Raw genomic sequence first — 22,825 nt, 5'->3', positions numbered from 1 at the left:
CCTACTGCGGACCGGCGACACGGTTCACCGGCCGATAACGTCGCCAGCTGTCATAGGTGAAAATCACCAACGCGCCCCAGATCATCAAGAACGTCATCAATCTCGTCTGATCCAGGGGCTCGCCCCAGATGTACACCGCCATCACAAAGTGCATCGAAGGGGCGATGTACTGCATCAATCCGACCATGAAGAGCGGCAAACGGCGCGCGGCGGACGAGAAGCAGATCAGCGGCAAGGCCGTAACGATGCCTGTTCCGATCAAAGCCATCAGCACAGGTGGGTCATTGAGAACAAGCGCGTCATTTCCCCAACTCAGGCTCAATAGAACATAGCCCGCAGCCAGCGGAAACAGCAGCACCGTCTCTACAAACAGGCCCGGAGTGGCCTTTACCGGCGTTACCTTTCTCACGTAGCCATACCCGGCGAAGGAGAAGGCAAGAACAAGGGAGATCCAGGGCAAACCACCGGCGAGTATGGCCTGAAGGAGAACCGCAATGCTCGCGATCGCCACGGCAATGCCCTGCCCGAGAGATAACCTTTCATGCAAAACCACGAGCCCGACAAGAATGCTGACGAGCGGGTTGATGAAATAGCCAAGCGAAATATCAAGAACGTGGTTGTTGGCGATTGCCCAGACAAATACGAGCCAATTGACCGCGATGAACGCAGCCGATGTCATCAGCCCCTTCAAGACCTTCGGCTGGTGGAAGACATCAACGACTTCCTGCCAGCGGCCGCGCAGATAGAGAAACAGGCCAACGAACAGCACGGACCACAAGATCCGATGGGAGACAACCAGATCGGCTGGAACCGTGTCTGTCAGCTTGTAGTACGCCGGGAAAAAGCCCCACATGCCGTAGGCGGCCAAGCCAAATAAAAGCCCCTGACGGAACTCGGCATTCGCTTCGGCATTGGAAACCGACTGCGACATGGAACAAGCCTTTCTGGCGCTATCCGGCCGAAGCCGTCTCGGCTTTCAGCAGCGCAAATGTGATGGAGTCGACCAAAGCCTGGAAGGAGGCATCGACAATGTTGGAGGACACTCCGATCGTAAACCAGCGACGATGAGATTTGGTATCGTGGCTTTCGATCAGAACACGCGTTACTGCGCCCGTACCACCGTTGAGAATTCTCACCTTATAGTCGATCAGCTCCAGCCCTTCAATCGCCGACTGATACTTACCAAGGTCCTTGCGAAGTGCCATGTCGAGGGCGTTGACCGGACCATTTCCTTCCGCGACAGACATTCGGGTTTCGCCATCGATGTCCACTTTGACAACCGCCTCGGACACCGTGATCAGATCACCTATCGCATTAAAGCGACGCTCAACCATGACCCGGAACGAATTGACATCGAAATAGCGTGGAACTTCTCCCAGCTCGCGGCGGGCCATCAGTTCAAACGAAGCGTCTGCCGCCTCGTAGGCATAGCCTTCGGATTCCCGTTCCTTCACCAGTGCCAGCAACCGGTCGAGCCGTGGATCAGCCTTGTCGAGCTCAATGCCGAGGCGTGACAACTCGCCCAGAAGATTGCTCTTCCCGGCCTGATCGGACACGAGGACCCGGCGCTGATTGCCGACACTATCAGGGGTGATATGTTCATATGTCTTCGGATCTTTCAGGATCGCGGAGGCATGGATGCCGGCCTTTGTGGCAAAGGCGGTCTCACCAACATAAGGCGCCTGCCTGTCAGGGGAGCGGTTCAGTATTTCATCGAACGCGTGAGAAATCGCGGTGATGTCCTTCAGCTGCTCGTCGGAAACTCCGATCTCAAACCGGTCCGAATAGGCGGATTTCAGCTTCAGGGTCGGGATCAATGTGATCAGGTTGGCGTTGCCGCAGCGCTCTCCCAATCCGTTCAGTGTTCCCTGGATCTGGCGCACACCTGCGTCAATCGCAGCCAAAGAATTGGCAACGGCCTGACCTGTGTCGTCATGGGTGTGAATTCCCAGGTGAGACCCGGGCACCACTTCCTGCACCTTGGTGACGATATCGTAGATTTCGTCTGGCAGTGTGCCACCATTGGTGTCGCAAAGAACAATCCACCGGGCGCCCGCCTGATAGGCGGTACGGGCGCAGTCGAGCGCATATTCTGGATTTGCCTTGAAGCCGTCGAAGAAATGCTCGCAGTCGATCATCGCTTCCTTGCCGGCCGCCACGGTCGTTTCAACCGTATCGCGGATCGAATCCAAGTTCTCATCGTTGGTGCAGCCAAGCGCAATCTCGACATGATAGTCCCAGGTCTTGGCAACAAAGCAACATGCGGAAGACTTGCAGGAAATGATCTGCTGCAGCCCCGGATCATTGGCGGCAGATCTCCCTGCCCGCTTGGTCATGCCAAAGGCCGTGAAGGTCGCGGTTTCCGTGCGCGTTTCGGTGAAGAATTCAGTGTCAGTCGGGTTCGCCCCGGGATATCCCCCTTCAACATAGTCGACGCCCAGACGCTCCAGCAACTCAGCAATGACAATCTTTTCGTTCAGCGAAAAGTCGATTCCACTGGTCTGCGCGCCGTCTCGGAGCGTTGTGTCGTAAAGATAGAGGCGTTCCTTGCTCATGCGTCTTTCCTACCTAGCGCCTTAGCTGGGCTTAGTCGTTGTCTGGATTGCCGGACCGAACAGGCGGCCAGGTTTCGGTATCGTGATCTGGATGCTGGTTGGAAACGATCGACGCCAGAAATACGGCGGTCTCACTGTCCTCTTCCGTTCGTCTTGCCGGAATTTCAGACATCTTGTCCGTGAAAGGCAGTTTGCCTTCGACACCGTATTGAATAACCGGATCAATCGAAGCCGGATTATCAAAGGCTCCGATAGCGATCGCCGTGTCGTCATCAGGAGCTTCGTAGGTCAGGGGCGTCCCGCAATCTGCGCAAAAACCCCGGGCAACGTGGTTCGAGCTTTGAAACCGTTTCGGTTCACCCCTGGTCCAGACAAGTCTGGTGTCACCACGAATGCCTACGAGCGGCGCGTAAAGTGCGCCGAATGCCTTCTGGCACATTCTGCAATGACAGATCGAAGCGGTGCCGAGTTCACCTTCGACGCGAAAACGCACGGCTCCGCATTGGCATCCGCCTGTGTGAGATTCCAGTTTCGACATTTCGCGTCCTCCCCTCGCTTTCAGGTCTACAGGCTGCCGCACGTCAGATGCTTCCAGCATCCGGCAGAGAGACTTCCCTCTCCGCCTGACAATGAAAGGTCATTTGGCTGTGCCGCAGCCTGTTTCATCAGCGTTTGAGCTCCCACGTGGTGATGCGCTCACCTGTTTCTGAGTCTTTTGAATCCTTTAGAAGGATTCCTTGAGACGTCAGTTCAGCCCGGATTTCATCGGCTTGTGTCCAATCCTTGGCTTTCAGTGCTTCAAGGCGGCGGATGATGGCTGCCTCGATATCTCCTTCGTCCACATCTGAGAGATCCGCGACGACCGGATGCAGCCCCAGAAGCGCCGCCGACGCGGAATAGAGCGGCAGCTGTGCCGGATCCTTGGCGGCTTCCCCTGCAAGTGCATGAAGCGCCTGAATGGCCCCAGCGGTGTTGAGATCATCCTTCAACGCTTCAACAACTTCGCCTGACGGCTCCGAATCCGTCTTGACCGGCTCCGGCCACTTGGCCAGCAGGTTCTCCGCCTCTTCCAGTTTGCGTTTGGAAAAGTCGATCGGCTCTCGGTAATTGGTCATCAACATGGCCATCCGGAGTACTTCACCCGGCCATTTGCGACCACCGAAACTCTCTTTTTCCAGAAGCTCCTGAATGGTGAAGAAGTTGCCCTCGGACTTGGACATCTTCTTGCCTTCAACCTGCAGAAATCCGTTGTGAAGCCAGTAGTTGGCCATGGTGGATGTGCCGTGTGCGCAACGTGACTGGGCAATTTCGTTTTCATGATGCGGAAAGATCAGATCCAAACCGCCGCCATGAATGTCGAAGATCTTGCCCAGATGATGCTCGCTCATGACGGAGCATTCGATATGCCAGCCGGGACGGCCGCGTCCCCAAGGGCTTTCCCACCCTGGCTCCTCCTCCGAAGACAGCTTCCAGAGAACGAAATCTCCGGGATTTTTCTTGTGGTCTTCGACCGCGATGCGCGCTCCGGCCTTCTGCTCGTCGAGCTTGCGCTTCGACAGACCGCCATAATCGGGCATGGAGACGGTGTCGAAAAGAACTTCCCCTCCGGCAACATAGGCATGACCCTTTTCGATCAGGACCTTGATCATCTCGATCATGCCTTCGATATGCTGGGTCGCCCTCGGCTCGTGGCTCGGCTCAAGAACACCAAGAGACCTGATGTCCTTGTGGAACTGATCCGCGGTCTTTTGTGTCACCTTCGCGATGGCCTCATTGAGAGGCAGGTCCGGATAGTCTCTGAGCGCGCGCGCGTTGATCTTGTCATCCACATCCGTGATGTTGCGCACATAGGTCACGTGCTCCTTGCCATACAGGTGGCTCAGAAGGCGATAGAGAACGTCAAAGACGATAACCGGGCGCGCGTTGCCGATATGCGCGAAGTCATAAACTGTCGGTCCGCAGACATAGAGGCGCACATTCTCGTCATCGATCGCGCGGAAGTCTTCCTTCTCACGGGTCAATGTGTTGGTGAACTTCAAGCCCTTGTTCGTGCCGGATTTCTCAGTCTCAGCGGCGCTCATGTCAAACGGTCTCCTGGCCGGCTGGCCGGGCGATCCGTCTCAGAGGAAATTTTGCCAAGAGGGAACGGCCACAGCCAGCGGTGTCGCTAGCTGCAAATAATGGTGATCGAAATGATGTTCCGTGTGGCCGTCATCATGGCCGCTTTATGGACCGGAAAATGGAATGCGGTCAAGGCTGCAATTGCTGCGAGCGCGTGAAAGCCCGAAAGCGCTGCGTTTGCGCGACGCATTGCATGCACTACACTTGCAGTGCTGGGAATCATTTGGGGGGATTTTCGAGTGAGGAAAATTCGGTCGATCAGTTATACATCCGCTGTTGCTGTCCTGCTCTCCTTGGCTGGACCAATGGCAGTTGCAGACCTTCAGTCTGCAGTTGCTCAAACAGCGACAGCTGAAAGCAGCGAAACGCAAACTGGCCCCGACGGTGGCTACCCTGCACCTCAAACGCTCATCGGACAAGCTATCCAGGCTTCGATGTCTCCCGATGTTCCATCAGGACTGGAGCGCTACTACGGCGAGCGTGCCTACGCCCCGATCTGGTTCGATGAGAGCGGACTGAGAGAAAATGCGCATCTGGCGATTGCCGCCATGGCTGAAGCCAACGATCATGCCCTCAATCCAAGCAACTACGGGCCGATACGGCTGGTTCAACTCTCGGAGACTGCTCAGACGCCGGAAGAATGGGCGCAATTCGATCTGGAGCTTTCACTTCAGTTTCTGCGATATGCAACACATCTTTCTTCCGGCCGCGTGCAGCCGAACAAGATCAACAAGGCCCTGAACCTTTTCCCCAATCGACCTGCCCCTGAAATGCTGTTTGAGAACGCTGAACTGTCGACTGATTTCAGCGCGTTCCTGGAAGCACTTGCACCTCGCTCGGACAACTATGCTCGTCTGAAGAGGCGATTGGCTCAATACAGGACCAAGGCAGGTGAAGGCGGGTTCACAACGGTCCCGGATGGTGAAGTTCTCAAACCGGACATGACCGATCCGAGAATCGCTGTTTTGCGCGAACGCCTGATCGAGGAAGATATCCCGGGAGCTGCGGATCATACCGGCGAAATCTACGACGGAACTCTTGTCGAAGCGGTCAAGCTCTTTCAGGAATATCACGGCCTGGAAACGGATGGCGTGATCGGCAAGAACACGCTTGCCCGGCTGAACATGCCGATTGAAGAAAAACTCATCCAGATGGAACTCAACATGGAGCGCCGTCGCTGGATGCGCGACAATCTTGGCGACTTCTACGTGTTCGTGAACCTTGCCGATCAGAACCTGAAGGTCGTGCGGGACGGCAAGACGATTCACACCACTCGCGTCGTTGTCGGAAAACCTTATCACGCAACGCCGGTTTTTTCCGACCAGATGGAATACGTGGAAATCAATCCTTACTGGAACGTGCCCTACTCCATCGCCACGAAGGAATATCTGCCGAAACTCAAGAACAATCCGTCGGCGCTCAGCAGCCAGAACATCAGAGTTTTTCAGGATGGCAACGAGATTGCCGCCACTCGGATTGCCTGGAACAGCTATTCAGGAAAGAACTTTCCGTTCCGCTTGCGCCAAGACCCGGGAAAAAGCAATGCCTTGGGCCGGATCAAGTTCATGTTCCCGAACGAGTTCAACATTTACATTCATGACACTCCTTCCAAATCGCTGTTTGCACGCTCAGAGCGCGCGTTCAGTCATGGCTGTATTCGGGCATCCGATCCGTTTGCGCTGGCTGACGTTCTGCTGGAGCATCTGAGCCCAGCCCCCGGACAATGGGAACAGATGCGGGACAGCGGCGATCGGAAGGTCATCAAGCCGAAGGTTCCGATCGAGGTGCACCTCACCTATCTGACCGCGTGGATGAACAAGGACGGTTCAACGCATTTCAGAAAGGACATCTACGAGCGTGATAAAGTGCTTCTGAAAGCCCTCAGAACGGCGATGACTGAAAATCTTTAAACCAGCAACTATCTGAAAAAAAATATCTTTTCAGCTTGTTTAGATAACTGAACGTTAGCTGAACGTGGTGCTCAGCATGGGTTCAAGGCGCCAGCCGTAATCTCCAGGCAATCGATACGGATTGCCATCAGGAGAGCCCCATGTTGAACCGCATTTTTGTTCTTATCTTTCTCGCCATCGTTCTTGGCGGCCCGTTTGCAGCACTCATCGCCATCACTGATGGAACCAAGGCCTTCGGCCAGGAAATGCAGCAAAAAAGCGTGTGCCTGTTGACCGGAACCGGATGTGGCAACGGAAATATCATTGTCACAGTGGCCAGCCGGATATAAATGGAACTTGAAAGCTGAGGTCAAGGCTCAAGCTTGCAGTTTCCGGGTTAGTTTGGCAAGGTTTCCAAATGGACTATAAAGCACTTGAAGACAAAGCAGAATCCGCAGCGGAATTCTTGAAGATGATGGCATCCGCGCCGCGCCTTCTGCTGATGTGCCTGGTGCTCGAAGAGGAACGCTGCGTCAGCGAACTTGCCGAAGCAACCGGAATGCGCATGCCAACGGTTTCTCAGCAACTCGCATTGTTGCGCGCTCAGGGGCTCGTATCGACCAGGCGCGAAGGAACGACAATCTATTATCGTCTCGCCAGTGAGCCGGTTAAGGACATCATGGCCATGCTCTACAAGCACTTTTGTGCAGGAGAGGACCTTCCGGTCGCAAAGCATCTGGAAACTCTGGACGCGGAATAAATCTCCGCGCCCCTCAATGTGGACCAATCAGCGACGCCGACTTCCTGAAATCCTAAAGGCTATTCCTCAACAAAATCACCGCACCTGGGTGGCAGCTGATCGCCCCAAGGCATAAGCGGCACCGTGGATGTTGAGTTCTTGGGGCTGCCTTCAATCAGCTTGTCCGAATAAACGAGATAAACCAGAACGTTGCGCTTGGCATCACAGCCACGCACGATCTGCATCTTCTTGAACATGAACGACCGGCGCTGCCGGAACATTTCTTCGCCTTGCTCGAATTTTTCCTTGATGATGACAGGTCCCACCTGACGGCAGGCCAGGGAAACATCGGAAACTTCTTCCGCGACACCAAGCCAACCGGACACACCACCTTTTTCCGGCACCGTGAAATGGCAGGAAACGCCTTCTACCAGTGGGTCATCGATCGCGTAGGTCGCCAGCTTGTGATCCGGCGTCAAAAACTTCCAAACGGTCGATTTCTTGAAGATCAGGTCGGGTTCGTCTGCCGACAATGCTGCCCCCGCCCCTTGAAGGCTCAATAGCAGGGTAAGTGTGGCGGCGGTCAAAAAACGCATAAGGTCAGGGCCTTTCGGAGTGTTTGAAACGATTGACATGTGGGGCATTCCGGTTTCGTGATCAAGCAATCGACAAAACAAAACGCGCGCCGGAATGGCGCGCGCTACGACATTTCTGTCAATGTTTGCTTGCAGTCCCAGGGTTACCTGACGTCTTCAAGCACCTTTTCATCATCCGTCTGTTTGTCGCCGTCTTCATCCACGGGCTCTTCTTCACTCTCGTCGTCTTCGGATTCAACGATATCGTCAGTCGAGAGGTCGAGCGCATCGTCTTCTGCCTCTTCGCCTTCCATCGGCATTCCCAGAGATGCTGCAAAATCGCTGTCAGAGACGAGGTCGCTTGTTTCAATCGAAACCTCCTGCCCCTCACCTTCCGCCTCTCCAGCTTCCGGCTCTACATCGTCCTGCAACGCCTCTTCGACTGGCTCCATTTCCTCAATTGCTTCATCGGCAATCTCTTCAACCGGGACACTCGCTGCACCGATGCCGGCCAGTGCGTCCAGCAGGTCTGCACACCGCTCCCGGGTCCAGACCTGAGGCTGATCCAGCCCCAGCGCCTCGTCATAAGCGCGCGCCACATTGAACGGGAGATGGAATTCGAAGTCCACTTTCGATCCGAATTGAGACGCCAGAGCGTCTCCAACCGCATTGAACGTGTCCTTCAAACCGAGGCTCTGCTCGACACAGGCGGCTGCGGCATCCCGCAATGTCGTTACGAAGTCTCTGGTATTCTCGATTGCCGTCGTAACAGCAGGAACGCCGACGACGGAATGCCCCTTGCCCGGCATCAAGGCATTCGGACGAAACGCGGAAATGCGGTCCAGCGCGCGAGGCCAGTCGGCAAGATGCGCGTCTCCGCAATAGGGAGCCGTTGTGCTCTGGACCAGATCACCGGCAAAAATAACCGAACTGTCTGGCACCCACACAACCAGGTCACCCATAGTGTGCCCCCGTCCAAGATGCATCAGCCGGACTTCCCGACCACCCAGATCAATGGTCATGGAAGACGCAATTGTCATGGTCGGTGCGCACACAGCCGGGATCGCGGACAAGTCGGCAAAGAGCGCCTTGAAACGTTCCCTCGAGACATGAATATCTTCAATGCCCCGTGTTTCGATCATCCGACGGGTCAGGTCCGAGGAGATCACCTCGCCGGGTTCAAACGCCCAGGAACCCAGGGTGTTTTCCGCATGGAAGTGCGTCAGGACCACCTGCTTAACCGGTTTGTCGGTGATATCCCGGATTTTCTTGAGCACTTTCTCCGCATGGGAAGGCGTTGCCTGACCGTCTACAATCAGGATGCCTCGCTCACCAATGATCACGCCCGTGTTCGAACACCCGTCGGCGCTGTAGGCATAACAGCCGCGACCCAGCTCCTCGAACCGTTCGTTTTCTCCCGGCACGGCCTCGGAGGTGTTTAAGATCTCAACCATAGCGGCCTCGCTTTCGCGCAAGCTCCCAGCTTGCTTTTGGCGGTCTTTCCTGACCGGTTTCACGCCAACATTCTGTTGGCGCCAGCGTCTCAGCTTCCATCGGTGATTCGCAAACGCACTGTCTGCAATTCCTTAACTATTGCTTCCTTATCAACAGATAGGTCGTCAATTTTCGCGAGTAGACGTCTTTTCGACAACAAGCTCTCTGATAATCTTGATTGTTCACACGTCAATCTTCTCAAGCAGCACATGCCATCTTTCAAGAGAATTTCAATAAGCTATACTTGTTAGACTTAGAAAATGGCCGGATCACGGCAGCTTTCATCTGCGTCCCCTTTCGGACCCAAGAATCTATCGAGGCAACACATCAAACATGTCGAATGACCCAGTTTCCCAACCCCTTCAAACGCTTACGCCGGAAGATGACAGAACGGTCCTGAAGCTGAACCAGTTTCTGCCATACAGGCTTGTTCACCTGGCGGAAACAGTCAGTCGCTCTTTTTCACAAATCTATGCAGATCAATATGGAATCGGAATTCCTGAATGGAGATTGATCGCGACGCTGGGCGAGCATGAAGCCATGACGGCGCGGGACATTGGGACAGCCACTTCAATGCACAAGACGAAGGTCAGCCGCGCAGTCGCAGCGCTGGAAAACAGAGGCTTCGTGGTGCGGGAGAAAAACCCCGAAGACCTGAGGGAACAGGTGCTGAAGCTGAGCCCTAAGGGCAATGAGGTCTACTTGGAGCTGGTTCCAAAGGCTCTCGCCTACAGCAAAGAACTGGAAAACGCTCTCACTGATGGCCAGAGCAAGGCGCTTTCAGAGATTTTTGAGCGGCTGGACAAGGCTGCAAGCAACTTCCGGCCTGATTGAACGTCCCGAGGATCACGCGCAGTATTAACCTAACGTCAGAGCTTTCATTGCTAAGGATGGAGCCAACAGCAATAGTACGAATACCGGCTGATTGCCGGAGCGGCGTGGGGTATGCGCTGTGGGGGTTGAGTGATGAGGCTTGGCAAGTCCAGCAAGTCTGTCAGTTTTTTGCGTACCGTTGGCGTGTGTGCAGCGATCCTGCTGCCGGCGGCAACGGCTCAGGCTGCAAGTTGTTCTGCGCTCAAGGCCGAGCTGCGCAAGCTTGAAGCCGGTTCAGGCTCGCAATCCCCCGCTGCGAAGAAGTGGTCTACTGCCAAGAAACAGCAGCAGAAGGCCATTTCCGCAGCCGCTCGCGATGCAAAATATTTCAATTGCTCAGCCACCAGTTCGCCAAAATGCCAGGGCCTTAACAGCAAAATCAAACGCATGAAGTCCAATCTGGCTAAGATTGACCGTCAATTGGCCAAGGCAGGCGGGGGATCTGCGAAGAATACCAAACGGATCCGTCAGGTCAGGCGCGCGATTGAAAAGAAGAAATGCAATGCCCCGGCCCAATCGCGCCAGGCCAAGGCAAACAGCAGTGATACCGGTGAAAAGCCTCGTTCCTTCTTTCAGCGCCTTTTCACACCTCAACAGAATGTCGAGCAGGTTTCAGCAAGGACAGGCGATCGGGAAATCGCAACCGTTCGCTCAAGGTCGACCACCGCCACCCGGCGGCTGAGGATTCCCTCAGGAGGCACCTTCAGAACCGTGTGTGTGCGCACATGCGACGGTTACTTCTTTCCAGTCAGTTTCAAGGCGGGCAAAAATCAGTTCGTCAACGACGAAGCCCGATGTTCCGAAATCTGCCCGGCAGCACCCACGGAGCTTTTTGTCTACAGAAATCCGGGCGGCGACCAGTCGCAGATGATGTCGCTTGCCGGCAACGTTTATTCCGAGCAGCCCTACGCCTACCGCTACAAATCGGAATATGTTGAAGGATGTAGTTGCCGCCTGACACAGCAGTCCAGAACCCGTTCTGCCTGGTCTGAACTGGGCACGGCTTCAGGAGATCGCGTTTTCTTTTCGGATATCAGCGCCGGCCTTCCCCGTAGCTCGCTGCAGCCCAGCCGTGGAGGCACCTTCCAGGAGGAGACCAACACGCCTTCACCGCTGTCCAGATCGCCACTCCACAAAGCACAACTGCCGTTCTTCGCGGACCCGGACACTCTGCTGAACCTTGAAAAGGGATTTGATGTAACGGCAGAATTGAGCGCTGTGTCCAAACGGCTTGGTCAGTATCCTGACGGCCTCAAGCAAGAACGGTTGTCCGAAGATGGCTTCCCGCTGCTGACAACGCGTGAACTCACAAAATCGGGCGAAGTGGAATCTGCCTCCACGTCGCCCCTGTTCAAACGGGATGGTCAGGGATTTCGTCCCGCTCCTTCCCGCGAAACTCCGGTCAGGGTAGTCGGTCCAGAATTTTTTGTCGCCCAATAAGGGGCAGCATTGCCTTCATGTCCGGGCCGTGATCCATGCCGGTCAGAACACGGCGCAGGGGCATGAAAAGTCCACGTCCCTTGCGACCGGTCTCCGACTTGAGCGCGGATGTCCAGGCACCCCAGGTTTCCGTTGTAACGTCGCCATCCGGCAGGAAGTTACGCGCTTTTAAGACGAACTCCCGGTCTTCATCTTCAATGCGCCCTTCAACGGGGCCAGCGATCACTTGCCAATAGCCATTGGCATCGGTAACCGTCTCGCAGTTGCCACGAACCGTTTCCCAGAACTCAGCTCCTGCAGTAATCCCCTGCTCCTCGAGGCGCTCCTGGACCGCGTCAAAGGACAGGTCATGAACCAGACGCGCGTTCAGCGTCTTCAGTTCCTCCGGATCGAATTTTGCGGAAGACTTAGAAACGCTCGTCAGATCGAACTTTTCAATCAGCGCAGCCATCGTTGGCATCGGCTCAACAGCCTGACTTGTACCCGTCAGGACCGCCAATGATGCAACGGACATCGGCTCAAGCCCCGCTTCCCGCAGCGAGCCGATGGACAGTGCCCCCTTGCGCTTGGACAACCCTTCCCCATCACGCGTGGTCAGGAGATTGTGGTGACCAAAGATCGGGGCCGTCGCACCAAGCGCCTCAAAGATCGCGATTTGCACACCGGTATTGGCTACATGATCCTCACCCCGGATCACGTGCGAAACGCCCATGTCGATGTCATCGACGATTGACGGCAGCGTGTAGAGGTAAGTGCCGTCTGCACGAATGAGCACCGGATCGGACAGCGAAGCCAGATCAACAGCCTGATCCCCCCTGCACAGATCCGTCCATGTCACGTCCGTTCTTTTGGTTTCGAAGGGATCGCCATCGTGATTTGGCAGCACAAAGCGCCAATGGGCTTTGCGGCCCTCAGCTTCGAATGCGGCACGCTCTTCCGCCGTTTGCTTGAGACCAGCGCGGTCATAGACCGGGGGACGTCCCAATGCCCGCTGACGGGAGCGGCGACGCTCCAGTTCTTCGGGTGTTTCGTAACAAGGATAGAGAAGACCGGCGTCCTTCAGCTTCTGCGCAGCCGCATCGTAACTTGCAACGCGCGCCGACTGACGCTCGATAACATCCGGTTCAATACCGAGCCAGCGCAGGTCGCGTTCAATCGACTCGGCAAATTCTTGTTTCGAGCGCTCCAGATCGGTGTCATCGAAACGCAAGATGAACCGCCCGCCCGACTTCTGTGCGAAAAGCCAGTTGTAAAGTGCAGGACGGCTGTTGCCGATGTGAATATGGCCGGTCGGCGACGGCGCGAAGCGAACAGTAACAGTCATGGGGTTGAGTTAGCCGGGGATCGGCTGCACGGCAACCCCAAACTGCGCACAAGCCAAAGTTTGTTGTCAGGCGCGATACGCACGCGCTGTCAGCATCAACACACCGCTGAACAACAGGCAATACCCGCCCATCACCAGCACCTGGATATCAAAGGACACGCCGAGATCGATCAGCCAGCCGATCAGGCCCGGTCCGGCGGCCGAGGCAAAGACCATGAAGGCAAACGCGACCGCGCGGATCGCGCCCATGTACCTGGTGCCGTAAACCTCAGGCCACAGGGCCCCCACCAGCGTTCCGTTGAACCCGTTGGAAATGCCGACCAGTGCCATGAATACGAACGCAGCAAATTGCGCATGATACGTCGCCAGAACCAGACACCCGAGGGACAGCGGCAGGATCGCAAATGGAAGCAGGTGGCGAGCCGAGAAACGGTCTATCAGAGGACCGATTACCAACGAAGCGCACACGACCCCTGCAGCCATGACCACAAACCCGCTGGCGAAAACCTCCAGTGACCAACCACGCAGTTCCACCAGATAAACCTGGTGAAAGAAGATTGCGGTTCCGATGAAGGCCGGGGCATTGACGCCAAGCGAAACCAGCCAGAAACGAGGATCCCGCAGGACTTCCCCGCGGGTCCATTGGCGACCTTCGGTCTTTTCCGCTGCCACTTCCGTTGCACTTGGCACCCGATCCTTTGCCAACAAAGTCAACAGAACGGGCATGGCAACAACAATCAACACCAGTGCCGAAATGTTCCAGGCGCCGCGCCAGCCATATGCCGCGCTGAGTGTTACAAACGCCAGGGGAAACAAGGCTTCCGCGGTCGGGAAACCCAAAATCGCAATCGAGACCGCCCTTCCCCGCTGCGCGGAGAACCAGCGGCCGGCGGCGGTCAAGGAGGTGTGCCCCATCATGCCCTGACCGCACAGCCGAAGCCCATAAAAGGCTATGGCAATCATCCAGACCGAAAACGTGTTGGCCATGGCAAGGCAGAAGAGTGCCAGTCCGAACATGACCACAGCGGCAATCCGCTGGACCGGGAAATGGTCCAGGCTCCTGCCGACATAGGGCAAGGTCAGGGCACTGCCGAGCGTTGCCAGCATATACAGCATCCCCAGTTCACCATGACTGAGGCCGAACTCCGCCCGAAGATCACCGGCGGAAAGCGAGATGAAAAAGGTCTGGCCGAAACCGGAAAAAACCGACAGCAGATAGCTGGCGGCAAGCCAGCGCGCGTTTTCGCGCAAGAATACAAAATAGCTCATGCGGACGAAGCCGTTTACCCGGAACGGGAATGGAGAGGAAACGGCTCCGCGAGGGCGTCAGGAACGATCCCGGAACCGGTTTGTAATGGGATATCGGCGGTCCTTGCCGAAATTTCGTTCTGTAATTTTCACGCCTGGAGGTGCCTGCCGGCGTTTGTATTCGGCAATATATAGAAGATGTTCGATCCTGTGAATCAATGTTCTGTCATGACCGCGTTTTTCGATCTCGCTGACAGACATCTCCTCTTCGACGAGGCATCTGAGAATATCGTCGAGCACGTCATAGGGCGGTAAGGAATCCTGGTCGGTCTGGTTCTCGCGCAACTCCGCCGTCGGGACCTTGGTGATGATGTTTGAGGGGATCACTTCTCCGACTGGTCCGAGCAGGCCTTCGGGTCTGTTGGCATTTCGCCATTCGGCCAAATGGTAGACCTGCGTCTTGTAGAGATCCTTGATCGGATTGAAGCCACCGTTCATATCCCCGTAAAGCGTGGCATAGCCGACCGACATTTCGGACTTGTTTCCGGTTGTCATGACCATGCGGCCGAACTTGTTTGATACCGCCATCAGGATCACGCCGCGCGCACGCGATTGCAGGTTCTCCTCGGTGGTGTCCTCCTTTGTTCCCTCGAAGAGCTTGCCAAGGGCGCTGGTAAAGCCTTCAACCGGCTCAGAGATGGGAACCGTGTCATAGCGAATGCCGAGCGCTTCGGCGCATTCTGCTGCATCCTTGATGCTTTCCTTGGACGTATAACGGAAGGGCAGCATTATGGCATGCACCTTGTCCGAACCAAGCGCGTCAACAGCCATGGCAGCACAAATCGCAGAATCAATGCCCCCGGACAGGCCCAGCACCACACCGGGGAAACCGTTCTTCGTGACGTAGTCACCTAGTCCCATGACACAGGCACGCCAGTTGGCTTCGTCCAGATCCGGCAGTTTGGCGACCTCTCCGTTTTCGCAGACCCAGGTATCACCGTCCCGCTTCCAGTCACTGATGCCGAGAGCCGTTTCAAACTGTGGCAGCTGGAATGCCAGTTTCCGGTCCGACTGCAAGGCGAATGAGCCGCCGTCGAAGACCAGTTCGTCCTGGCCACCCAGCTGGTTGCAGTAGACAAGCGGCAGACCTGTCTGGACGACTCGGGAGACAACCACCTGCAGCCGTTCCTCGGCGCGGTTCTCCCAGTAGGGCGATCCGTTCGGAACGAGAAGCAGTTCGGCGCCCGTTTCCTCAAGGCACTCGCAGACTTCATCGTTCCAGATATCTTCGCAGATGGGCAGTCCAATGCGCACACCCCGGAAATCGACCGGGCCCGGCAAAGGACCGGCGGCAAATACACGCTTTTCGTCGAAAACGCTGTAGTTGGGCAGATCGTACTTGTAGCGGATGGAACGGATTTCACCCTGATCGAGCAACAAAGCCGCGTTATAGACCTCGCCGGTGTCTCCCTTCCAGGGCGTTCCGATCACGAGACCCGGTCCACCATCGGCGGTTTCAGCGGCGAGTGCCTGAGCTGCTTCCATGCAACGACGAACGAAGGCAGGCTTCAGAACCAGGTCCTCAGGAAGATACCCTGCAAGAACCAGTTCGGAGGTCAGAACCAGATCTGCCCCCTTCGCTGCGGCCTCCTGCCGAGCCTTGCGGACGAGCTCCGCGTTTCCGGCAACGTCGCCAACGGTCGGATTGAGCTGTGCAACAGCCAGTCTAAAACGATCAGTTATCATGGAAGCAGAACCTGGAAATGTCATTGTCACATGATGTAGCGGCATGACATGGATGTTGCAATCGCACAAATCGATGACAACAGGCCCGAGAGACGGTACCCCGGTGACAATCCTCAAGTTTGATGATCTGGCCTAAAGCAGTGCGAGCGCGCTGTCGTCGGCTTCCGGTTCTCCAGGTCCCTGATCCGGCATCATGCCGGAGACGTCTGTGATGTTGAGCTTGCGAACCGTTGTTGGCTGCCCGGGCCCCATGATGCCCTTTGACCTGCCCTGCAGTTCCTGACGTTCGAGGACTTCACCGATATGCCGGTAAAGAATGGCCGGGGCAATGGGTTTCGCAACAAAACCATGGATGCCGATTTCCATCGCCTCAAGGATCGTCGCCCGCTTGGCATGTGCCGTTACGACCAGAACCGGTGTCGTGCTGATCACGAGATCCCGGTCACCGCGCAGGATCCTGAGAAACTCGTTGCCACCGAAGGGATTCATGACCCAGTCGCACAACACGATGTCCGGCTTTCGGTCGACCACGAGTTCAAGCGCTTCCGCACCGTCGCTCGCTTCATAGATCGAGCGAATGCCGAACCCGGACAGGACGGACCGCAAGATCGCACGCATATGTGGATTGTCTTCCGCAATCAGGCAGGAAACCTTCGAAAGATCCCACTTCTGGCGCAACGCTCCAACTCCTCCGTCAAATTGCCTATGGTTTTGACATAGGCAAGGAGCGTTAAACGAGGCTTACCAGACGCCACGTTTTTCAAGAATTACGAACCGAAGAAGCAAAAAGGGCGGCAAAAGCCGCCCTTTAAGTTAACGCAAGGTAAGTGCGCTCAATTTTACGCGCTGGCAGCAACCGGTTCCGACCGACGACCGTCACGCTCTTTCTTCAGATTTTCAGCGATCAGGAAAGCCAGTTCCAGCGCCTGGTCAGCGTTGAGACGCGGATCGCAATGGGTGTGGTAACGGTCCCCGAGCTGCTCGGCTGTCAGGGCCCGTGCACCGCCGGTGCACTCCGTGACGTTCCGGCCGGTCATTTCGACATGGATGCCGCCTGCGTGGGTGCCTTCTGCGCGGTGTACCGCGAAGAACGCTTCGACTTCCTTCAGGATCCGATCGAACGGGCGGGTCTTGTAGCCCCCGGCCGTGATCGTATTGCCATGCATCGGGTCGCAGGACCAGACAACGCTCTTTCCTTCGCGCTCAACAGCACGAACCAGCTGCGGCAGGTGGTCGAAAACCTTGTCTGCACCAAAACGGGCAATCAGGGTCAGGCGTCCCGGCTCATTGTCCGGGTTGAGAGCATCGATCAGTTCAAGCAAACCATCCGGTGAAAGCGACGGACCGCACTTCAATCCGATCGGGTTTTTGATGCCGCGGAAGAACTCAACATGCGCATGGTCCGGCTGGCGCGTACGGTCGCCGATCCAGATCATGTGACCGGATGTTGCGTACCAGTCACCAGACGTGGAATCCACACGTGTCAGCGCCTCTTCATAACCCAGAAGCAGCGCTTCATGGCTGGTGAAGAAATCGGTGGACCGCAACTGCGGCACGCTGTCGGCTTCAACACCGCAGGCACGCATGAAGTTCAGCGCTTCGGTGATACGGTCGGCCAGTTCCTTGTAACGGTGACCCTGAGGACTGTCGGTGATGAAACCGAGCATCCACTGGTGAACCTGGTCAAGATTTGCGAAACCGCCCTGAGCGAACGCGCGCAGCAGGTTCAGCGTGGCAGCAGACTGCCGATAGGCCATCGCCATGCGGTTCGGGTCCGGAATCCGGCTGTCCGAGGTGAAATTGATGTCGTTGATGATGTCACCGCGGTAGCTCGGCAGAGCGACATCATCCTTCTTCTCGATGTTGGACGAGCGAGGCTTGGCGAACTGACCGGCAATACGGCCAACCTTCACCACAGGCTGGCTTGCAGCGTATGTCAGAACAACAGCCATCTGCAGAAATACCCGGAAAAAGTCACGAATGTGATCCGGATGATGTTCTGCGAAACTCTCTGCGCAGTCGCCTCCCTGAAGGAGGAAACCGTTTCCGGCCGCGACGTCGGCAAGCTGAGCTTTCAGCGCGCGTGCTTCACCTGCAAAAACCAGCGGCGGATAAGTTGCAAGGCGCTGCTCAACACTCGCCAAAGCCTCTTGATCCGGGTATTCCGGCACCTGCAAGATCGGTTTCGATCTCCAGCTGTCCGGGCTCCACTTCTCCGCCATTCTTCCTACTCCTACTGGACCCGCAAGTTCATTTTACATCGCCAACTGCGCGGTCCGCGACATTTTCGTTCGTTTACGCCTGCGCGATTAGAGCAAACGTGCGGCCTTATACACGCCAATTGCTGGCAATGCCACAGGTCATTCTGCCAAATATTCCCTGAAAGAAGGATCGCATTTGCCGGCAGTCGCGTCTGCAGGGAATATGGTGCTTGACCCCGGTCATGGCAGCACCTGCCAAAGCATAAGATGCTGTCGAACAGATGACAGGAATTTTCTATGCCCATGCACGGATTGGAACACAGCCACAAGCCGCAGGACATCGCCTCAAGGCTGGCGTCCGGCCCCGATGCCAGTTACCTGAGGGATTGGATTTACGGCGGAATTGACGGCGCAGTGACAACTTTCGCCATCGTCGCGGGATCTGTCGGCGCCGCCCTTTCTCCCAAGATTATCCTGATCCTGGGTGTCGCCAACCTTCTGGCGGACGGCTTTTCTATGGCTGCCGCCAACTATAGCGGCTCGAAATCGGAAAACGAGGACTTCGCCCGCCTCAGGGCAGTCGAAGAGAAACACATCAGACTGGAACCGACTGGTGAAGCGGAAGAAATCCGCCAGATCTTCAAATCCAAAGGGTTTGAAGGCGACGACCTTGAAACACTCGTTCGCCTGATCACGTCCAACAAGGCAGCCTGGATCGATACGATGATGCAAGGGGAATACGGCATGTCCGATGCAGGCAGAGCACCGTTGAAAGCGGCGTTCTATACTTTCGCGGCATTCTTGCTGTTCGGTGCTGTACCCCTCTTCCCCTTCGTTTTTTCCTTTCCCTCCAGCGCGGTACTGGCAACAGCGTTCACGGCTGTCGCTTTTTTCGCGATCGGGTCCTTCCGGTCGATCTGGTCACAAAGGAACTGGTTCGCATGCGGGATGGAAACAACGGCGATCGGCATGGCAGCTGCCGGGATTGCCTATCTGGCCGGCCACGGGCTGCAGACCCTGCTTGCCTGAAGTGAAATCCGGACGAACCGGATCAACGTTATTTCTGCTCTATGTAGGTAATACCAAAGGCAGACAACTTCCCGTCGATCAGATCGGCAAGATCTGACGTCAATTCAATCCTGCGTGGATAGTGGGGCCTGCTCCTGTCCTTCAGAACCGGAACGTGCCAGCCATCCGTTGTTTCAAGAAAATGGTCGACCCCCTGCTCTCCCCAGACCTGGAAGAATCCCGCCAGCACGCAGTCGAGATAGCTCTGCAGGATCGGATGTGTCTCTGACCCCCAACGGTGATGTTCAGGTGACGCCTTGAAGAGAAACAATCCATCCGGTCCCTGACCGCCTCTGGCTTCACAGCGAAACGCGGCCCCGATCCTTTCCACCTTGCGATACCGTTTTTCTCGCTGCTCCAGCTCGCCCAGCCGCGCACGGGGTTCCGTTGCCAGCACACCCCAGATCTCGGAGCCCTTGTTCTCACGCACGGTGAGCGCACACCGCCCCTGGCCATCGCTTCCGGTTCCACAGACGCGCCATTCCCTCATCCACCCATGGAGCTTTCCGGGCGTCACCTGCGTGTTCGCCGGAACAGTGTCAACGTTGACGAGGGAGCCGTAACCAAAATAAGTGATCGTCATTGGGAGCAGATCTTGATTCTGTAGATTTGACGTATTGAAAACCGGGAGTTGCCATGATTGTCCCTTCCCTCTCACAACAAGACGTCTCACTCTTGCGGGAGGATACTCCCGGTGTAAGCCAGGTGGTGCACTTTAACAATGCCGGAACGGGTCTGGCACCAACGCCCGTCCTGGACGCGGTGAAAAACCATCTCGACCTGGAGGCACAACTGGGCGGCTACGAAGCTGCGGCGGCGGCCAAGCCAGAAATGGACGCCTTCTACAGCGGACTTGGAGCGCTCATCGGCTGCAAGCCTCACGAGATTGCCTATATCGAGAATGCCACGCGTGCCTGGGACATGGCCTTTTACGGAATTGATTTCCGCGAGGGCGACCGCATCGTGACCGGTCGGGCGGAATATGTTTCCAACTATGTCGCCTTCCTGCAGATGAAACGCCGCAAAGGCATTGAGATCGATATTGTTGAGGATGACGAGAGCGGACAGATCGACCTCAAGGCGCTCAAGGCGGCAATCACGCCCAGGACGCGCCTGGTCGCACTGACACATGTTCCAACGTTCTCCGGACTGATCAATCCGGCGGAAGATGTCGGAGAAATCGCGCGCGCGGCCGGTGTTCTTTATCTTCTGGACGCCTGCCAGTCAGCGGGGCAAATCCCAGTCAATGTAAATGACATCGGATGTCACATGCTGTCCGGTACGGGCCGCAAGTATCTGCGCGGTCCCCGCGGAACCGGGTTTCTTTATGTGGGCGATGAAGTTCTGGACCAGCTCGATCCGCCGTTTATCGACCTCCAGTCGGCAAACTGGATAGACGAGAACTCATATGAGCTTGTGCCGCATGCACAAAGGTTTGAAACCTGGGAGCGATATGTGGCGGGCCAGATCGGCCTTGGAGTTGCGGTGACCTACGCGATCGGTTTCGGGATGGAGCGGATCGGCAACCGGGTCTGCGCGCTGGGTGCCCAGATGAGATCCGAACTTTCAGGTCTTTCAGGGGTCATCTTGCATGACAAAGGTGCTCGCAAGGGCGGGATCGTCACCTTTACCGTTGAAGGTGAACGTCCGGAGCAAACCAAAGAACGTTTGGCGGCAGCCCGGATAAACGTGTCGATCAGCAACGCCGGGTCTGCACGCATCGATCTGCCACATCGCGGACTGGACGCCATCGTGCGTGCATCTCTTCATGCGTTCAATACTGAAGAAGAAATAGAACTGTTTGTTAAGGCTCTCGGCAAATTGAACTAGCGTTCGGCTTACATCCAACCCGACAAGAACACGGTGTTAAGCCTCCCGGGCTTACCACCGTTTTGTTTTTGCAGAAGCGGGTTGCATGTTGCGCGGAGAAAAGAACAGCGAAGCGAATGGGAACGGTCCGGACGTGCCGGGATCAGGTACCGGCCGCCGCATTACCTTGTGGGTCTATGGACTTGCTGCGCTTCTAATCGTTCTATCCACTGCCTCACTGACGTTCATTGCCTATATGGCCTGGCGCGAAGGCGACCGGCGCGCATTGGAGAGCGAGCAACTGCGTCTTGCAAGGACACTCAATGATGCGCATCGCGAGATTGCTCGCGACCAGATTTCGATGTCTCAATGGGACCAGACATTCGAGGCCGTCCAGAGGCCGATTGACGAAACTTTCATCGATACCGAACTTATGGAAGTCATCTGGGAAGAATTCGGACTGGACAGAACCTTCATAATTGACCCCAGCGGAAACCTGATTGCTCAGGCAATCGAAGACGAAACTCATTTCGGTTCCCGACAACTGGCTCCAATGCACCCGATCAGGCGCATTGCGAAAAAATCGCGCAACGCGTTCAACAAACGGCAGGAAAATTCAACCTCGGCCTTTGCACGCTGGTACATGCCGCAGTCCTCCCTGCTTGATATCGCCGTTTTCGACTTCGCAATCATCGACGGCACACATGCATTCCTGAGTGCCGTACCCATCCTGCCCGATGAAGGACAGGTTTCGCTGGATCAGGAGTATCCGGCGATCATGGTCAGCGCGATCTATTTCAACGATGACTGGACTGCCGAACTCAACGATCAACTGTCCTTCGGGGACTTTCGTTTCTATCAAGGCGCGCCGGAACGGGAGCATCCGACAAATCATCTAGTCAGGTCTGAAGATGGTGAGGTTTTTGGCTATTTCCGTTGGGACCATGCAAAACCCGGCCGGGAGATCTGGATCACCGCCCTCCCCCTTGTCATCCTGATGGCGACAATCATTGCCGTGGTCGCCTTCGCAGCTGCCAACAGGATCAGCCGATTGTCTGCTTCGCTGGAGGAAAGTGAACGAAAGAACCGCCATTTCGCTCGCCATGACCCATTGACCGGTCTTCCAAACCGACATCACTTCCACGACAGTCTTTCGTATTGTCTCGACAATCTGCCCCACAAAAGGTTTGCGATTTTCGCTTGCGACCTGGACAGGTTCAAACCGGTGAACGACACCTATGGCCACGAAGTCGGTGACAGGGTGCTGTGCTGTGTGGGTGACCGGCTTCGAACGATTGTTGGCAAATCCGGAACAGTCAGCCGGATTGGTGGTGATGAGTTCCTCATACTGGTAACTAATTTTGACGAACTCTTCGAATTGGAACGGCTTGCGGAGCAGATTCAGATCGGCGCTTCCCGCCCCATCGACACCGGCGACGAAGCGGAAGTGACAATCGGTGTCAGCATCGGGATTGCGGCAGCTCCGGATTGTGGTTCAACCGAACGGGAGCTGATCCGAAAGGCAGACTTAGCTCTTTACCGCGCCAAGGAAAATGGACGCAATGCCTTCGAGTTTGCTGAAAGCTCGAGTTCTCAACCCGAGCTGGCAGGCACTGCCACCTATTGAACAACGAACATGGCATTGCGCCGTGCCATTCAATCAACCATCGCAAGAAATACAGTTTCCAACTTGTTAATTCGATAACACCCAAACAATCACTTCACATTTTGTAATAAAAATAC

General features: G+C 56.0%; 20 protein-coding genes. 8 read left to right on the top strand and 12 right to left on the bottom strand.

The window, feature by feature from the left end:
* Position 1: 1 nt before the first annotated feature.
* The 4 genes from rarD to cysS all read right to left on the bottom strand — a co-directional run bounded on the left by rarD (position 2) and on the right by cysS (position 4,636).
* Positions 2–931, bottom strand: a complete 930-nt coding sequence (rarD, locus tag ABLO27_RS02405) for an EamA family transporter RarD (protein ID WP_353030203.1) — start codon at positions 929–931, stop codon at positions 2–4.
* 19 nt (positions 932–950) lie between these two features.
* Positions 951–2,555, bottom strand: coding sequence for a citramalate synthase (gene cimA, locus ABLO27_RS02400; protein WP_353030201.1), 1,605 nt, complete (start codon positions 2,553–2,555; stop codon positions 951–953).
* Positions 2,556–2,586: 31 nt separating this feature from the next.
* Positions 2,587–3,093 (bottom strand): GFA family protein, encoded by a 507-nt coding sequence (locus tag ABLO27_RS02395; RefSeq protein ID WP_353030200.1) that lies wholly within the window; start codon positions 3,091–3,093, stop codon positions 2,587–2,589.
* Positions 3,094–3,220: 127 nt separating this feature from the next.
* Entirely contained in the window at positions 3,221–4,636 is a 1,416-nt protein-coding gene (gene cysS, locus ABLO27_RS02390; protein WP_353030198.1) for a cysteine--tRNA ligase, read from the bottom strand.
* A 345-nt stretch (positions 4,637–4,981) separates the two neighbouring features.
* Here cysS and ABLO27_RS02385 point away from each other — a divergent pair, with 345 nt between their 5' ends.
* The 3 genes from ABLO27_RS02385 to ABLO27_RS02375 all read left to right on the top strand — a co-directional run bounded on the left by ABLO27_RS02385 (position 4,982) and on the right by ABLO27_RS02375 (position 7,325).
* Positions 4,982–6,586, top strand: a complete 1,605-nt coding sequence (locus tag ABLO27_RS02385) for a L,D-transpeptidase family protein (RefSeq protein WP_353030196.1) — start codon at positions 4,982–4,984, stop codon at positions 6,584–6,586.
* Between the two features lie 140 nt (positions 6,587–6,726).
* Positions 6,727–6,915 carry a sugar transporter gene (locus tag ABLO27_RS02380; RefSeq protein WP_352938651.1) on the top strand — a complete coding sequence of 63 codons (189 nt, stop codon included), beginning with the start codon at positions 6,727–6,729 and terminating at the stop codon, positions 6,913–6,915.
* Positions 6,916–6,983: 68 nt separating this feature from the next.
* The gene (locus ABLO27_RS02375) at positions 6,984–7,325 is read left to right on the top strand and encodes an ArsR/SmtB family transcription factor (RefSeq protein WP_352938653.1); all 342 of its coding nucleotides are present in this window, start codon (positions 6,984–6,986) and stop codon (positions 7,323–7,325) included.
* 59 nt (positions 7,326–7,384) lie between these two features.
* Here ABLO27_RS02375 and ABLO27_RS02370 read toward each other — a convergent pair whose 3' ends face one another.
* Both ABLO27_RS02370 and ABLO27_RS02365 read right to left on the bottom strand, forming a co-directional pair.
* Positions 7,385–7,900 (bottom strand): CreA family protein, encoded by a 516-nt coding sequence (locus ABLO27_RS02370; RefSeq protein ID WP_353031679.1) that lies wholly within the window; start codon positions 7,898–7,900, stop codon positions 7,385–7,387.
* A gap of 143 nt (positions 7,901–8,043) precedes the next feature.
* Positions 8,044–9,333, bottom strand: a complete 1,290-nt coding sequence (locus ABLO27_RS02365; RefSeq protein WP_353030195.1) for an MBL fold metallo-hydrolase — start codon at positions 9,331–9,333, stop codon at positions 8,044–8,046.
* Positions 9,334–9,706: 373 nt separating this feature from the next.
* Between ABLO27_RS02365 and ABLO27_RS02360 the strand changes: the two genes are divergently transcribed.
* Both ABLO27_RS02360 and ABLO27_RS02355 read left to right on the top strand, forming a co-directional pair.
* Positions 9,707–10,207 carry a MarR family winged helix-turn-helix transcriptional regulator gene (locus tag ABLO27_RS02360; protein ID WP_353030193.1) on the top strand — a complete coding sequence of 167 codons (501 nt, stop codon included), beginning with the start codon at positions 9,707–9,709 and terminating at the stop codon, positions 10,205–10,207.
* A 132-nt stretch (positions 10,208–10,339) separates the two neighbouring features.
* Positions 10,340–11,686: a DUF2865 domain-containing protein gene (locus ABLO27_RS02355; protein WP_353030191.1), complete on the top strand. Its 1,347-nt coding sequence runs from the start codon at positions 10,340–10,342 to the stop codon at positions 11,684–11,686.
* On the opposite strand, the gene gltX is transcribed toward ABLO27_RS02355, so the two are convergent.
* From gltX to ABLO27_RS02330, 5 genes are all read right to left on the bottom strand, one after another.
* On the bottom strand, positions 11,649–13,010 hold the full coding sequence (gene gltX, locus ABLO27_RS02350; protein ID WP_353030189.1) for a glutamate--tRNA ligase: 1,362 nt from the start codon (positions 13,008–13,010) through the stop codon (positions 11,649–11,651). The two genes, ABLO27_RS02355 and gltX, sit on opposite strands and share 38 nt — an antisense overlap.
* A 66-nt stretch (positions 13,011–13,076) precedes the next feature.
* A complete protein-coding gene (locus tag ABLO27_RS02345) occupies positions 13,077–14,279 on the bottom strand; it encodes an MFS transporter (protein ID WP_353030187.1) in 1,203 nt (400 codons plus the stop codon).
* A 57-nt stretch (positions 14,280–14,336) separates the two neighbouring features.
* Positions 14,337–16,004, bottom strand: coding sequence for an NAD+ synthase (locus tag ABLO27_RS02340; RefSeq protein WP_353030185.1), 1,668 nt, complete (start codon positions 16,002–16,004; stop codon positions 14,337–14,339).
* A 132-nt stretch (positions 16,005–16,136) separates the two neighbouring features.
* Positions 16,137–16,682, bottom strand: coding sequence for a response regulator (locus ABLO27_RS02335; protein WP_353030183.1), 546 nt, complete (start codon positions 16,680–16,682; stop codon positions 16,137–16,139).
* Positions 16,683–16,843: 161 nt separating this feature from the next.
* Positions 16,844–18,226 carry a class II 3-deoxy-7-phosphoheptulonate synthase gene (locus tag ABLO27_RS02330; RefSeq protein WP_353030181.1) on the bottom strand — a complete coding sequence of 461 codons (1,383 nt, stop codon included), beginning with the start codon at positions 18,224–18,226 and terminating at the stop codon, positions 16,844–16,846.
* Between the two features lie 276 nt (positions 18,227–18,502).
* On the opposite strand from ABLO27_RS02330, the gene ABLO27_RS02325 reads away from it, so the two are divergent.
* Positions 18,503–19,234: a VIT1/CCC1 transporter family protein gene (locus ABLO27_RS02325; protein WP_353030180.1), complete on the top strand. Its 732-nt coding sequence runs from the start codon at positions 18,503–18,505 to the stop codon at positions 19,232–19,234.
* Between the two features lie 28 nt (positions 19,235–19,262).
* On the opposite strand, the gene ABLO27_RS02320 is transcribed toward ABLO27_RS02325, so the two are convergent.
* Positions 19,263–19,856 (bottom strand): gamma-glutamylcyclotransferase family protein, encoded by a 594-nt coding sequence (locus ABLO27_RS02320; RefSeq protein ID WP_353030178.1) that lies wholly within the window; start codon positions 19,854–19,856, stop codon positions 19,263–19,265.
* Between the two features lie 53 nt (positions 19,857–19,909).
* Between ABLO27_RS02320 and ABLO27_RS02315 the strand changes: the two genes are divergently transcribed.
* Both ABLO27_RS02315 and ABLO27_RS02310 read left to right on the top strand, forming a co-directional pair.
* A complete protein-coding gene (locus tag ABLO27_RS02315) occupies positions 19,910–21,103 on the top strand; it encodes an aminotransferase class V-fold PLP-dependent enzyme (RefSeq protein ID WP_353030177.1) in 1,194 nt (397 codons plus the stop codon).
* 85 nt (positions 21,104–21,188) lie between these two features.
* Positions 21,189–22,709 carry a sensor domain-containing diguanylate cyclase gene (locus ABLO27_RS02310; protein ID WP_353030175.1) on the top strand — a complete coding sequence of 507 codons (1,521 nt, stop codon included), beginning with the start codon at positions 21,189–21,191 and terminating at the stop codon, positions 22,707–22,709.
* The last annotated feature ends 116 nt before the right edge of the window (positions 22,710–22,825 follow it).

Source organism: Roseibium sp. SCP15, from assembly GCF_040329435.1.
GTDB lineage: Bacteria > Pseudomonadota > Alphaproteobacteria > Rhizobiales > Stappiaceae > Roseibium.
Note: the sequence above shows the minus strand (reverse complement) of the source record. Positions and strands in the feature narration are given on the sequence as shown.